Consider the following 13,343-nt stretch of genomic DNA (forward strand, 5'->3'; position numbering starts at 1 on the left):
AGAGTACTGCGGGGCCAGCCCGTGGGAGGCCAGGGCGCCGCTGACCGGTGGACGGCACCGAGCCGTGCGCTTGGACTGAGAAGGGGGAGGCCTCGCGGCCTCCCCCTTTTTCGTTTCTCAGGCAATTTGTCTCACATAGTAGCTGTGTTTTATAACCCTCGTTTGTCGCATCTTCTTTGAACGGGCTACAATATCGTAGTCTGTGTAGCATGGAGGTGAACATGGCTGAAGCTGGTATCGGCGTTGATATCGTCGAGATTTCCCAAATGAAATCAATCCTTGAGAAGACACCGTCGTTTGCCCGGCGCGTGTTTACCGATGAAGAGCGTGCGTATTGCGATGCGTCGTCTCGCCCTGCCGCTCATTATGCCAGCCGCTTTGCCTCTCGCGAAGCGGTACTTAAGGCACTTGGAACGGGGTTTAGTCAGGGCGTTGGACGTAAGGATGTTTCCGTAACACGCGATAGGCTCGGCAAGCCAAAGGCTCTGCTTTCTGGTCGCGCTCTCGAAATCGCCCAGGATTTGGGTGTTGTCGAGGTTGCTCTTTCTATTACCCTTACGGGTGACTTGGCTGTCGCTAGTGCCATCGCGATCACCGAGGATGCTCGACCTAAGCCTAAGGAAGAAAAAATGAGCACCAAGGAGCGCGTTGCCCAGACATTTAAAGAGGCTCGTTCTGTATTGGATGAGCTTGAACAGCTGCAACAATCTGCTTTGTCGGAGCATTTGATCGATGATCCGCAAGATACGCAAGGAGTATAGATGAAACCGGTTTTGAGTACCGAGGAAGTCGTTCGCCTCGAGGATATCATCGAGCGCGAGGGCACCTCGAAGGCCGAGCTCATGGAGTTGGCAGGTGAATTTGCCGCCAACGAAATTTTAAAGCTCAACCCTGATCGCGTTCTTGTGCTGGTCGGCTTTGGCAATAACGGCGGTGATGGTTGGGTCGCTGCGGATATCCTGACCCATAAGGGCGTTGATGTTGATATCGTTTCTCCAGTTGAGCCGGATGAGATTCCTGCTGCCCTTGCTCGTCACGTTGCCCGTCGCACCGCCGGTCGCGACGTTCATGTGTGCGTTGGGCCTTCGCGAGACGAGCTAGAGGTTCTCATTAACAAAGCGGATGTCGTGGTCGATGCTATTTTTGGTACCGGTTTTCACGGCAACCTTCGTGCGCCGTTTTCTATTTGGATTCCTACGGTTAACGAGTGCGCCGATCACGTTGTTTCTATCGATGTTCCCTCGGGCCTGAATGCCGAGACGGGCGTTGTGGATGACGACTGCATCCGTGCCGAGCGTACCGTGACGATGATTGCCCCTAAGATCGGCCTCTACAGCGCTGACGGTCCGGAGTATGCTGGCGACCTGGTGTGTGGCGGTCTGTATGACCGCCTCGACGAAGTCATCGATGATGTCGATCATGCTGCCGAGATCGTTGAGCCCGGTGATCTGGTGGACTACTTTGCCCCGCTGCCCACGAATATCGATAAGTATTCGCGCGGCTCCGCGCTCATCGTTGCCGGGTCGGCACAATATCCTGGTGCCGCCATCATGGCCGCAAAGTCTGCCGCTCGTGCTGGTGCCGGTTATGTGGCCGTTGCGACGCCCGATGCGTGCGCCAACCTTATTCGTATGGCGCTCCCGTCGATTCCCGTTTTCGCCATTCCGTCTGATTCCCGTGGATCATTTGGTGCCGCTGCGCGTATGACAGTGTGCGAGATTGCTAAGAAGTACAGCTGCGTTGTGTGCGGGCCTGGCATGACGACGTCTGCCGGATCGATGCAAGTCGTTTCGGGCCTGCTTGAGCTCGATGTGCCGCTTATCCTAGATGCAGATGCGCTCAACTGCCTTGCCAAGATTGCAATCGACGGCATCGACAGTAATCCCGAGATGTACCGTCGCGAGCAGCCGCTCGTTATGACGCCGCATTATCGCGAGCTTTCGCGTCTCGTTGCCGGCGACGAGGTCAATGATCTTGGCACTGCGATTGCCGCTGCTCAAAAGATTGTCTGGGCTGCCGGTTCCGATAATCTCGTTGTTATCGCTAAGGGCCCGACGACGGCCATTTGCGGCGTCGAGCGCGTGCTGCTGCCGCTTTCGGGCCCAGCGTCGTTGGCGACCGCTGGCTCGGGTGATGTCCTCGCAGGTATCCTTGCAGGAACGCTTGCGACCATGCGTGACGAGATGGACCGTTGGGAGCTGCTGTACTCGTATGCCGTCGCACTCCACAGCTATGCCGGCTTTGCTGCGGCGACGGAGTATGGCGAGAAGAGCGTTATCGCGACCGATCTTATCGACTTGATCGGTCCCGCCATGGAATTGGCGGCAAAGGATGCGCTCGATGATCTGGGAATCATGGACGAAGGGTCGGATGACTAATCATGAATAAAGCCGATTTGACGCGTTGGTCCTGGGTCGAGATCGACCGCGGGGCGCTCCGCCGCAATACGAGGGCCTATAAGAACTTGCTAGATCCGCGTCAGCGCCTGTGCTGCGTGGTTAAAGCCGATGCTTATGGTCATGGAGCCGTCGAGTGCGCCAAGATCATGTATTCGGCCGGTGCCGACATGTTTGCCGTGGCGACGGTCAGCGAGGGTATTGAGTTGCGCCAGGGCGGAATCACCAAACCCATCCTGATTCTAAGCGAACCTCCCATCGAGGCTATTCCTTCATTGCTCGAGTTCGATATCATGCCCTCGGTCTATACGTCCGATTTTGCTCTTGCGTATGGTGAATGTGCCGTCGCGGCGGGCAAGGTGGGCAAGTATCATCTTGCCATCGAGACGGGTATGAACCGCATCGGCGTTCACTACACGCAGGTGCTCGACTTTGTCCGCGGTATTAATTTCCATCGCGGTATTCAGTGCGACGGCGTATTTACGCACTTTGCCACGGCCGACGAACCATCGGGTTGGGACTACAAGCTGCAGTGCCAGCGCTTTACCGAGGCCGTTCAGGCCATTAAGGATGCGGGTTTTGAGTGCGGTATCGTGCACTGTGCCAACACGCCGTCCTCGATGCTCGACCCCTCGATGCATTTTGATATGATTCGCGCTGGCGTTGGCTTGTATGGCATGCAGCCGTGCGAGCTGAGCGGCCGCGTGATGCAGCTTGATCCCGTGATGAGCGTCCATGCGCGCGTGACGCGCGTGGCGCATCCTGCGATGGGCGAGGGCGTAGGCTACGGTTTTACCTACCGCGTACCGCGCACACGCGTTCAGATCTGCACGCTGCCGATCGGATATGCCGACGGCCTTTCGCGCACGCTTTCCAATCGTATGGACGTGCTGTATCGCGGTGAGCGCGTGCGTCAGGTCGGAAATATCTGCATGGATCAGTTTATGGTTGCCATTCAGTCCAACCCGGCTCACGAGATTCCCGAGGCCGAACATGGCGACGAGATGATAATTATCGGTCGCGATGGCGATGCCGAGATTACCATGGATGAAATGGCGCGCCTGCGCGGCACGATTAACTACGAGGTCGCCTGCGGCTTTGGCATGCGTCTCGACAAGGTCTACGTGTAGGGGCCGCTATGGGCGTTATGCACATCCCCGGCCATAGCCATCAGGCGCCGCGCGAAGTTGCACTCGAGGAGATTGAGGCCGTCCTGGGTGATTGCCGCCTTTGCCAGCTTTACCAGTCGCGCCACAATATCGTGTTTGGGGTGGGAAACCCCCGCGCTCGCGTGATGTTTATTGGTGAAGCGCCGGGCCGTAACGAGGATTTACAGGGCGAGCCCTTTGTGGGGGCGGCGGGTGAAGACCTCAACGGCATTCTGTCCCTGGCGGGCCTTAAGCGTGAAGATGTCTATATCGCCAATGTGCTTAAATGTCGCCCGCCGGGAAACCGCAATCCGCGTCCCGAGGAAGTGCTTGCTTGCTCACCGTTTTTGCGCGAGCAGATTCGAAGTATCTGGCCCGATATCATCGTGACGCTCGGCAATCCCGCAACGCACTTTGTGCTCAAGACCGAGATTGGCATTACCAAGCTGCGCGGCAGGTTCCATCAGATGGGGCACTTTGTGGTGATGCCGACGTTTCATCCCGCGGCGGCGCTGCGCAATCCGGCGTGGCAGGAGTTGCTGGAGGAAGACTTTAAGATGCTGGGCGACTATCTGGTGCGACACCCCGCGCCAGAGGGCGCCTCGGAATAATAAGGAGCGTATATGTCCCTGGAGCGCCTGGGGCTAGGTACCTACAAAACGGCTCGTACTGCCGATACTGAGCATTTTGGCGAGTTGGTCGCACCGTGTCTAGAAAATGGCGATGTGCTGATACTGACCGGCGGCTTGGGCGTGGGAAAGACCCACTTTACCAAGGGCGTTTCGCGCGGCTTGGGCGACGGGCATATGGTCACGAGTCCTACGTTCGCGCTCATGGCCGTTCACGACCAGGGGCGTATTCCGCTGTTCCATTTTGATCTGTACCGCTTGGAGCATGCCTACGAGCTCGAGGATACGGGCATTTTTGACGTGCTCGGCTATGAGGGCGCTTGCCTGTTGGAATGGGGCGAGCAGTTTCAGGACGAGCTGACGGATGAGTATCTCTCGGTGACGCTTAGACGCGATGAGGACGATAGCGACGTGCGAACGATCGCGCTCGAGGCGCACGGCGAGCGCGCGACGGAGCTTTTCGATTTGATTGATAAGGCTGTACAAGATGAGCTTGCATAACGACAACGCGCTGGTAGTGGCGCTCGATACTTCGACCGACATGCTTGCCTGCGCGGCAAGCTGGATTGATGAGCAGACGGGCGAGGCGAAGCTGGTGAGCGGGGACCATCTGTGTCGTCGCCATGCCAACGTGGAACTTGTTAATACCGTCGATGGCGTGTTGGCGCAGGCCGGGCTGAATCGCGGCGATGTCGGCTGTTATGTGGTTGGACGCGGCCCGGGTTCGTTTACGGGCGTTCGCATTGGCATCTCGACCGCCAAGGGTCTGGCGCGCGGTGCCAACGTGCCGTTGCTGGGCGTGTCGACACTTGACGCTTGCGCCTGGACGGCGTGGAAGGCTGGCGTGCGCGGCAAGCTTGGTGTTCTTGCCGACGCCATGCGTGGCGAGGTGTATCCGGCTCTGTACGTGCTGGGGGACGAAGGTCCCGAGCGTCTGTTTGAGCGCGAACACGTGGTCAAAGCCGCCGTGGCGCTTGATGAGTGGCGCCAGGCCGCGGACTGGAGCCAGGTTAAGCTGACTGGTGACGGTCTCGTACGTTATGGCAAGCTGCTGAGTGAGGACGAGACTGCGCGCTGCGTGGAGCGAGACCTGTGGTGGCCCTCGGGCGAAGGCCTTCTGATGGCGCACGCCGCGGGCGACGGTAATCCGGCTCGCGTTTTGCCGATCTACACGCGTCTTTCGGATGCCGAGGAAAATGAGCGTAAGCGCCTTGGGCTTGCCGAGAGCGCCCAGAGCGAGATTACGGGTGTTGCCGACGAGCTCGCCGGCCGCCATCTGCAGTTCCGTCCCATGGGCGCGGCGGATGCCGAGGGCGCGAGCGCATTGGAGGCCGCCTGCTTTGAAGGCGCCGGACACGAGGCGTGGACGCCGGGCATGTTCCTGTCCGAGCTGGGCGAGGGCGTTGCCGCGCCGCGTAGCTGGTGGGTGGCGCACGACGACGGTCAGCTGCTGGGACTTGCCGGCGGCATGGTCGTCGACGGTGACGTTCAGATTATGGACGTCGCGGTTGATCCTGCTCATCGTCGCGAGGGCATTGCCCGCAAGCTGCTGTCGCACGTGAGCTATGACGCCCAGATGCTCGGCTGCACCACTGCTTCGCTTGAGGTTGAGGACGGCAACGAGGGTGCGATTGCGCTCTATAGCGCCTTGGGCTTTACCGAGGCGGGTCGTCGCCGTGGCTACTACGGCGTCGGCAAGGATGCCATCGTCATGACGGCGTCGCTGCCCCTGGTGCTTCCTCTCGACAATGCCTCGCCCGAGCCAACGGCTGCCGAGCAGCGCGTCTGGCCGCTGCCTGAGCCCGAGCGCACCGCCGAGGAGCGTGCCGAAATCGAGCGCCGTCGCCTAGTTCTTGCCATCGAGAGCTCTTGCGACGAGACTGCTGTTGCGATTATCGATGCGGACGGCAATATGCTGGCCAACCAGGTGTCGACGCAGATTGATTTTCATGCTCGCTTTGGCGGCGTGGTGCCCGAGATCGCCTCGCGCAAGCATGTCGAGGTGATTGTGAGTGTCGTAGATGCGGCGCTTGAAGATGCCGCGGTATCGCTTGGCCTTGAGGGTGGAGCGATTGCGCCAAGTGAGCTTGCCGCCGTGGGTGTGACGCAAGGCCCAGGCCTGGTGGGTGCCCTGGTGGTGGGCGTCGCCTTTGCCAAGGGCTTTGCGTATGCTGCCGGTAAACCGCTCGTGTGCGTCAATCATCTGGAGGGTCACCTGTTCGCCAACCTGCTGGCGCAGCCCGACCTTAAGCCGCCGTTTATCTTTACGCTTGTCTCGGGTGGGCACACCATGCTCGTGCACGTAAAGGCATGGGGCGACTACGAGGTGCTTGGCGAGACGCTGGACGACGCCGTGGGCGAAGCCTTCGACAAGGTTGCCAAGGCGCTGGGTCTGGGCTATCCCGGTGGCCCCATCATCTCCAAGCTCGCCGAGACGGGCAATCCCCGCGCGATCGATTTTCCCCGTGCGCTTAACAGCAGGGGAGACTACCGCTTCTCGCTTTCGGGCCTCAAGACGGCGGTGACGCTCTATATTGAGCAGGAGACCAAGGCTGGGCGCACGATTCACCTGCCCGACCTTGCGGCCTCGTTTGAGGCGGCGGTCTTTGACGTGCAGTACAAGAAGGCCAAGAACGCCCTGCACGCCACCGGGTGCAAGGAGTATTGCATCGGCGGCGGCGTCTCGGCCAACCCGCATCTGCGCGAGATGATGATTAAGAAACTCGGGCGTCAGGGGATTCGCGTAACGGTGCCGCCTCTCTCGGCCTGTACTGACAACGCCGCCATGATTGCGGAGGTCGCTCGCCGCAAATTCGACCGAGGTGAAATCTCGCCGTTCGACGTCGACGCCGATCCAAACATGACGCTGTAGTCGTATGGGCGCGGTTCCCGACCGGAGGGGCCGGATATAAGGTTTCCTGCTCTACAGTCCTGCGCAAGACGAAGGCCACATTAAGTGGCCTTCTTTGCGTGCGGAACTCGCGATAAACCTTATATCCGGCCCCTCCGGTCGGGAACCTTTCTGTATCGATGCAGCTACTGAGCTGGTTCGGCGTCGACAACGTCCGGCAAGGTTAGCCAGCCTGCGTCGAATTTACGGCGTGCTTTAGCTGAGAGAAACCTACCTGATAATCGACTCAATATCTCGGCTTTTATATAGCAGTCGGCGGACTTCCATGACGTCGTCGATGACGACATAAAAAACCATGTAGTTGCCAACGTAGAAGCGGTAATACGGGTGCGACCGTCTTCTTGTCGAAGGGTATGTTGGTGACATGGTTGGATTCTTGAGATGCTCGAGTATGCCTGCTTCAACATTGTCGACAAGCCTATTTGCTGCAGCGGGGTTATTGAGATCAAAGGCGATATATGACGCTGCTTGGCTGAGGTCCTCCCAAAATAGGGGAAGATAGCGGAGCTTATAGTGCCTGTTCATCGAGACCGCCGTCGAGCATTTTTCTGACAGAGCCAAAGACATCGTCGTGTGTATAGCGAAGTTGCATGCTGGCAGCCTGACGATCAGCGGCATCAAGTGCGCTCTCGATTGTATTGCTCAGCGACTTGTACTGCTCAAAGCTCATGACGACCATAGAGCCCCGCCCGTTTTTAGTTAGAAAAACCGGACCCTCCTGTTCGACTTCGCGTTCAACATCCGGGTAGTGATTTCTAAGATCTGAGACCGGCCTAATATTCACAGCTACCTCCTGAGCTATCAGGATATTATCGTAATTATGATAACAGAGTTGAGATTTGGGATGGGAACTCCTCGGGGGCGGGGCGGGCGCCTGCCGCCATATATGAACTTTATCGCGAGTTCCGCACGAACAGGAGGCCACTTAATGTGGCCTCCGTCGTGAGCAGGACTGCCCGAGCAGGAAAGTTCATATATGGCGGCAGGCGCCCGCCCCGCCCCCGAGGAGCATCTCTCAAGCAAAAACTGTCGTGGGGTAAAGTCCGAGGTCAGTGACGTTTTATACCGAGAAATTCAAAAAAAGTTGAAAATTCATTACATATTTGCGTTGACTTTAGGCAACTAAAGTTTCATACTCCTTTTCATTCACTGGGGGATGTGAACACGCACGGATCGTTCGCATCATGATTGAAGAGGATTTCTTAGACATGTTCACGCATCAGCTAAACATTATCAGCGTAGTAATTATCTGATGCGGGTTAGCACATACAGCTAGCCCGTACGATAACGGGCGGCTGATGAAGATGAGGGCCGTCGAGCGCAACCGACGGCCCTCATTTTTTATGTCTAGGAAGTTCTTTTTAGAGGAGGAAATGTAATGAACGGAGTTTTGCTCATGGTTGTGGCCGCGGCGGTGCTCGCCTGCGGCTATCTGGGCTACGGCCGCTGGCTGGCTAACAAGTGGGGCGTTGATAAAGAGGCCCTCACGCCTGCCAAGCGCATGAAGGACGGCAAGAGCTTCTCGCCCGTCTCAGCCTTCACCGCGTTCTCGCATCAGTTCAGCTCGATCTGCGGTGCTGGCCCTGTTACGGGTACGATCGTCGCCATGGCCTTCGGCTGGCTGCCCGTCGTGCTCTGGGTCCTCGTCGGCGGCATCTTCTTTGGCGCCGTTCACGACTTTGGCGCCCTGTACGCTTCGATGAAGAACAACGGCAAGTCCTTGGCTCAGCTCATCGAGAAGTACATCGGCAAGACCGGCCGTCGCCTGTTCCTGCTGTTCTGCTGGCTGTTCTGCATCATCGTCATCGCCGCTTTTACCGACATGGTCTGCAAGACGTTCATGTTCACCCCGGTCGTTGACGCCTCTGGCGCTGCCACCGGTGCCATCGACTTCACCAAGTCCTATGCCGCTGGCTGCGCTGGCACCATCTCCATCCTGTTCACCTTCGTCGCCATGGCCTTTGGTTGGGCTCAGAAGAAGTTCAACCTCACCGGCGCTGCCGAGTTCGTCACCGGCGTGGTGCTCATGGTCCTCATGTTCGCCGTCGGTATGCAGTTCCCGGTTTACCTGGACAAGTTCCAGTGGTTCGCCGTCGTCATGGTCTACCTGGTCTTTGCCGGTGCCATGCCCATCCAGATGCTCAAGACCCCTCGCGACTACCTCACTTCCATCATGATGATCGTCATGATTGTCTGTGCTGTCCTCGGCATCGTCGTCCTGGGCGTTAACGGCCAGGCCACCATCACCGCTCCGGTTTTCACCGGCTTTAGCAATACCTCGGGCATGATGTTCCCGGTCCTGTTTGTCTCCGTTGCCTGCGGCGCTCTCTCCGGTTTCCACAGCCTCGTTTCTTCGGGCACCTCTTCCAAGCAGGTCGAGAAGGAACAGGACGCCGTCACGGTCGGTTATGGCGCCATGATCGTCGAGTCCTTCGTCGGCATCCTCGCCATCATCGTCGCCGGCATCATGTTCTCCGACATGAACACTGCCGGTACCGGCGCCCTCAACGCCGGCGTCGCTTCCACCCCGTTCCAGATCTTCGCTGCTGGCATTTCTCGCGGTATGCAGGCCTTCGGCGTTGACGGCACGCTCGCTACCGTCTTTATGACCATGAACGTCTCCGCTCTGGCCCTGACTTCGCTCGACGCCGTCGCCCGCATTGCCCGCACCTCGTTCTCCGAGTTCTTTGCCCAGACCAACGACGCCCTGGCCATCGAGTCCAAGGCCGGCTACATGAAGGTCCTCGGCAACCCCTGGTTCGCCACGGTTGTCACCCTGCTCCCCGGCCTCGCCCTCGCCTTTGGCGGCTATGCCAACATCTGGCCGCTCTTTGGTGCTTCCAACCAGCTGCTCGGCGGTATGACCATGATCACCCTTGCCGTGTTCTGCAAGTGCACCGGTCGCAAGGGCTGGATGCTCTACGTGCCCGTCGCCTTCCTGCTCTGCTGCACCTTCACCTCGCTGGTCCAGAGCGCTATGGGCTGCATGACCGCCGTCCAGGCCTACGGCTTCTTCGGTACCATCCCGGCTACCGCCACCACGGCCGCCGTCTCCGTCGCCGCCACCAAGGGCCTGCAGCTCGTCTTTGCCGTCCTGCTGATGATCCTGGGCCTCATCGTTGCCGTCAACTGCCTCAAGGAGCTCTTCGGCAAGGAGGCCGGTTCCATGCCCGACGAGGAGCCCGAGTGGTCCGAGATGGGCAAGGCCGAGTATGGTCGCGCTGCTGCTGCTGAGGCTCCCGCAAACGCCGAGGCCGCCAAGGCCTAATCGACCTAACGGATTGAACGTCACATCTATATGACTCGGAAAGGCCGGGTCCGCAACTGCGCGGGCTCGGCCTTTTTTCCATGCAATAGCTAGTGTGCCCGGGTGTTCTCGCAGATGTTTTGCGTGGATAGGGGCGTGCGTTGTACCATATAGACGTATATGTGTACATATGAAAGGGGCCCCGTGGCCAAGACGGTATATTCCGATAACCAAAACAACGTCGATGCCCTGGCTGAGCGTCTGAGCAGCCAGACGTCGCTTTCTGCCGAGCGTGCCAAGCTGGTTGCCTACGACCTGCTCTGCCGCAAGGCGCTCAAGATCAAGTCGAGTGCGCTGGCACAGATTTTCCGTTCCGTCGATAAGGAATGTGACACCAAGGCGATGCGCGATGAACTTATCGCGGCAAAGATCGTTACCAAGATCGAGGGCAGCGGCGTTAACGGGCGCCCAGCGTTCTATACCATTAATGCCGAGATTCGCGATGTCCAGGAGCAGCCTGCCGAGGCTGCCGAAGAGGCCGTCGAGGACGTTGTCGAGGCGCCTGTTGCGGTGGAAACGGCTCCGCGCGAGAACGTCGACACCGATGAGCTGCTTGACGAGAGCGTCGTTCGCGCCTTTACGGCCAAGGCGGGCCGCGGCGGTTTTGGCGGGGGCGGTAAACGCGATGCGCAGCGCCGTGCCCAGCAGGAGCGCTTCCGTCGCGCCGTGGCTCAAAAGGATGCGACGGATGTCGAGCCCGTCGAGGATGAGGCTGTTACCGAGCCGCAGTGCGCCGCTGAGGTCCAGGAGCCCAAGCGTCGCCGCGGTGCTCACTTTAAGGCCGAGCAGGGAGGTGTTGTGTGCGACGTTCAGGAGTCCGTCGAGGCTGCTGGTGCACCCGAGGAGCCCGTCAAGAAGGCTCCGGGTTCATGCCGTCCCGGACGCGGCTTTATGGGTCGTGCGTATCCCGCAAGGCGTCAAGAAAAGACCGACCAGGCTCCCGCTGCACCAGCGGAGAAGGCTGAGAAGGCTGCCGAGCCGATGGTCCGTGAGCAGAAGCCTGTTGAGCCGCGGCCTACGGGCGATGTCGAGCCCCGAGGCCAGCAGTCTGCGGGCGAGAAAGCGGGGGAGAAAGCGGGGGAGAGCGCTTCGAGCAAGCCTCGCCGTCGTCGTCACCGTGGCGGCCGTGGCTCAAATGCCGAATCCGTGGCCGAGCAGGCAGCGGGGCAAAACAAGGATGCGAAGACTGAGATCCCGGCGGAGCAGTCCAAGCGCCAGCCAGTAAAGGGGGACAAGCCTGAGCGTTCGCAAAAGGGCTCGTCCGCGCCAAAGCAAGAGCGCAATACTCGGACAGATTCCAAGTGCAAATCCCAGACGCAGCCCAAACCGACTGCAAACGATGCGGCCTCCCAGCAGCCTGAGCCGCCCGCTCATGGCGAGGTTTCGGCGTTTGCTCTGGCCCGTGTCCTGGGCAGGCAGCTGCTCAAGGTCGTTCCCACACCTGCTGCACTCTCCAAGATTAAGGAGCAACAGACTCAAATCGTTAAGGTTGAGGGCAAGGACGGCAAAAAGGTTTCGCAGCGCACTCAGCACAACGAGATGTCCAACCGCAAGATTGCCGAGGAGATTGCGATCATCCAGGCTTGGATTGAGCAGAATCGCGGTGCCGACACGCCGGTCGCTTCGCGTCGCCAGCGCGCCTACCAGATTTTTAACGATGAGAAGGCCTTTGACGGTAAACACGGCGAGCGCCTGATGAGGCGTATGGCCGAAAAGGGCATCAGCATGCAGGCGATTAAGGTCGCCCCCAACCGCCCCGTGCACTTTACGGGCTTCTTTACGCTGGGCGCCGACAAGCCGTTCATTATGGTCGAGAACCTGGACACCTATGACGAGATCGTCAAGCTCTTGCGCGGCCGCAAGCACGCTAAGCTTTTTGGCACCAAGGTGGGTGGCGTGATCTTTGGCGGTGGCTGCAAGGCGAGCGTCTCGCACGCACTGGATGATTATCTGGCCGAGATCGGCTATCGCTTTAACTATGTCTACTACGTGGGCGATATCGACCGAGAGGGTGCGCGCATCGTCGAGCAGGCCCGCAATGCCAATGTGGTTGAGATTCGCTTGCATGCCGGCATGTATCGTGCCATGCTCGCCGAGCACAAGCGTCGCGTGAAAGCTGGCGGCGAGTGCGAGCCTGCGGCTGCCAATCAGGGTGTGCCGCAGAATTTGGCGGCGACGATCAAGGATCTGCCTATGGTCACGCGCGTGCAGTTCCGCAATGTGCTGCGCGAGGGCGGTCGCATTCCGCAGGAGATTCTGATGACCGCCGACTATCGGGATGGCGACTCGGGAAGCTTCGACCGCATGCTGAACAATTAGGGACGCGTGGCCCCGGCGGGCCGGGCATTAAGTTTGCTGCTCTACAGTCCTGCGCAAGAAGAAGGCCACATTAAGTGGCCTTCTTTGCGTGCGGAACTCGCGACAAACTTAATGCCCGGCCCGCCGGGGCCACGCGCCATTTTGTAGATGGCGGCTCGCTTTTCGGAACGGGGCTGATATTTTCTAGATGTAAGGCGCTCTTGGTCCTTTCGGGCTTGGGGCGTCTGTCTTTTGAGGGTGGATGAGCCGGCACTTTGGGACGTTCCTTTAGTGCCGGCACTTTGGGACGTCCCCAAGTGCCGGTTGAGATACGGAGAGCCCGTTGTTGATATGGACGGAGGGATTCCGCGTCCGCCTTCCGGCGGCCGCGCCCCGCTGCGTCGCTCCGCTCCTTGCGTGCTGCGCTGGAAAACGCTTCGCGTTTCCTCAGCTCCGCACCCTTGCGGGTTCGAATCCCTCCGCATGCCCACAAGAAAGCGCCCCGGGCTGATGAAAGCCCGGGGCGCTCAGTTACCTTGGCTGGGACGGAGGGATTCCGCGTCCGCCTTCCGGCGGCCGCGCCCCGCTGCGTCGCTCCGCTCCTTGCGTGCTGCGCTGGAAAACGCTTCGCGTTTCCTCAGCTCCGCACCCTTG

At 59.4% G+C, this 13,343-nt stretch carries 10 protein-coding genes; 8 read left to right on the forward strand and 2 right to left on the reverse strand.

Annotated features, from left to right (window positions below; genetic code table 11):
* Nucleotides 1–221: 221 nt before the first annotated feature.
* Genes acpS through tsaD form a run of 6 tightly spaced genes read left to right on the forward strand, consistent with a single transcriptional unit; the run spans nucleotide 222 to nucleotide 7,045 of the window.
* The gene (acpS, locus tag ACTQ0H_RS08785) at nucleotides 222–761 is read left to right on the forward strand and encodes a holo-ACP synthase (protein WP_441538645.1); all 540 of its coding nucleotides are present in this window, start codon (nucleotides 222–224) and stop codon (nucleotides 759–761) included.
* Nucleotides 762–2,378, forward strand: a complete 1,617-nt coding sequence (locus tag ACTQ0H_RS08790; protein ID WP_427728959.1) for an NAD(P)H-hydrate dehydratase — start codon at nucleotides 762–764, stop codon at nucleotides 2,376–2,378.
* A gap of 2 nt (nucleotides 2,379–2,380) precedes the next feature.
* Nucleotides 2,381–3,526, forward strand: a complete 1,146-nt coding sequence (gene alr / locus ACTQ0H_RS08795) for an alanine racemase (protein ID WP_154515162.1) — start codon at nucleotides 2,381–2,383, stop codon at nucleotides 3,524–3,526.
* Nucleotides 3,527–3,534: 8 nt separating this feature from the next.
* Complete coding sequence (locus ACTQ0H_RS08800; RefSeq protein WP_154515160.1) at nucleotides 3,535–4,155, forward strand: uracil-DNA glycosylase; 621 nt, start codon at nucleotides 3,535–3,537, stop codon at nucleotides 4,153–4,155.
* A 12-nt stretch (nucleotides 4,156–4,167) separates the two neighbouring features.
* Complete coding sequence (tsaE, locus tag ACTQ0H_RS08805; protein ID WP_427719841.1) at nucleotides 4,168–4,674, forward strand: tRNA (adenosine(37)-N6)-threonylcarbamoyltransferase complex ATPase subunit type 1 TsaE; 507 nt, start codon at nucleotides 4,168–4,170, stop codon at nucleotides 4,672–4,674.
* The gene (tsaD, locus tag ACTQ0H_RS08810; RefSeq protein ID WP_441536254.1) at nucleotides 4,661–7,045 is read left to right on the forward strand and encodes a tRNA (adenosine(37)-N6)-threonylcarbamoyltransferase complex transferase subunit TsaD; all 2,385 of its coding nucleotides are present in this window, start codon (nucleotides 4,661–4,663) and stop codon (nucleotides 7,043–7,045) included. The genes tsaE and tsaD overlap by 14 nt, the downstream gene beginning before the upstream one ends.
* Before the next feature lie 249 nt (nucleotides 7,046–7,294).
* Here the strand turns inward: tsaD and ACTQ0H_RS08815 are convergent, their stop codons facing one another.
* Nucleotides 7,295–7,702, reverse strand: a complete 408-nt coding sequence (locus ACTQ0H_RS08815) for a type II toxin-antitoxin system RelE/ParE family toxin (RefSeq protein ID WP_441015903.1) — start codon at nucleotides 7,700–7,702, stop codon at nucleotides 7,295–7,297.
* Nucleotides 7,593–8,009, reverse strand: coding sequence for a type II toxin-antitoxin system Phd/YefM family antitoxin (locus tag ACTQ0H_RS08820; protein ID WP_427748363.1), 417 nt, complete (start codon nucleotides 8,007–8,009; stop codon nucleotides 7,593–7,595). The genes ACTQ0H_RS08815 and ACTQ0H_RS08820 overlap by 110 nt, the downstream gene beginning before the upstream one ends.
* 453 nt (nucleotides 8,010–8,462) lie before the next feature.
* On the opposite strand from ACTQ0H_RS08820, the gene ACTQ0H_RS08825 reads away from it, so the two are divergent.
* Both ACTQ0H_RS08825 and ACTQ0H_RS08830 read left to right on the forward strand, forming a co-directional pair.
* Entirely contained in the window at nucleotides 8,463–10,352 is a 1,890-nt protein-coding gene (locus ACTQ0H_RS08825; RefSeq protein ID WP_441536256.1) for a carbon starvation CstA family protein, read from the forward strand.
* A 183-nt stretch (nucleotides 10,353–10,535) separates the two neighbouring features.
* Nucleotides 10,536–12,710: a hypothetical protein gene (locus ACTQ0H_RS08830; protein ID WP_441536258.1), complete on the forward strand. Its 2,175-nt coding sequence runs from the start codon at nucleotides 10,536–10,538 to the stop codon at nucleotides 12,708–12,710.
* Nucleotides 12,711–13,343: the final 633 nt, after the last annotated feature.

The organism is Collinsella sp. LCP21S3_A3 (assembly GCF_052118905.1).
GTDB lineage: Bacteria > Actinomycetota > Coriobacteriia > Coriobacteriales > Coriobacteriaceae > Collinsella.

Excerpts from the sequence above, each read along its gene's own strand:
- tsaE (WP_427719841.1), top strand. The coding sequence starts at position 4,168 with ATGTCCCTGGAGCGCCTGGGGCTAGGTACCTACAAAACGGCTCGTACT.
- acpS (WP_441538645.1), top strand. The coding sequence starts at position 222 with ATGGCTGAAGCTGGTATCGGCGTTGATATCGTCGAGATTTCCCAAATG.
- tsaD (WP_441536254.1), top strand. The coding sequence starts at position 4,661 with ATGAGCTTGCATAACGACAACGCGCTGGTAGTGGCGCTCGATACTTCG.
- ACTQ0H_RS08800 (WP_154515160.1), top strand. The coding sequence starts at position 3,535 with ATGGGCGTTATGCACATCCCCGGCCATAGCCATCAGGCGCCGCGCGAA.
- ACTQ0H_RS08790 (WP_427728959.1), top strand. The coding sequence starts at position 762 with ATGAAACCGGTTTTGAGTACCGAGGAAGTCGTTCGCCTCGAGGATATC.
- ACTQ0H_RS08815 (WP_441015903.1), bottom strand. The coding sequence starts at position 7,702 with ATGCCGCTGATCGTCAGGCTGCCAGCATGCAACTTCGCTATACACACG.
- alr (WP_154515162.1), top strand. The coding sequence starts at position 2,381 with ATGAATAAAGCCGATTTGACGCGTTGGTCCTGGGTCGAGATCGACCGC.
- ACTQ0H_RS08825 (WP_441536256.1), top strand. The coding sequence starts at position 8,463 with ATGAACGGAGTTTTGCTCATGGTTGTGGCCGCGGCGGTGCTCGCCTGC.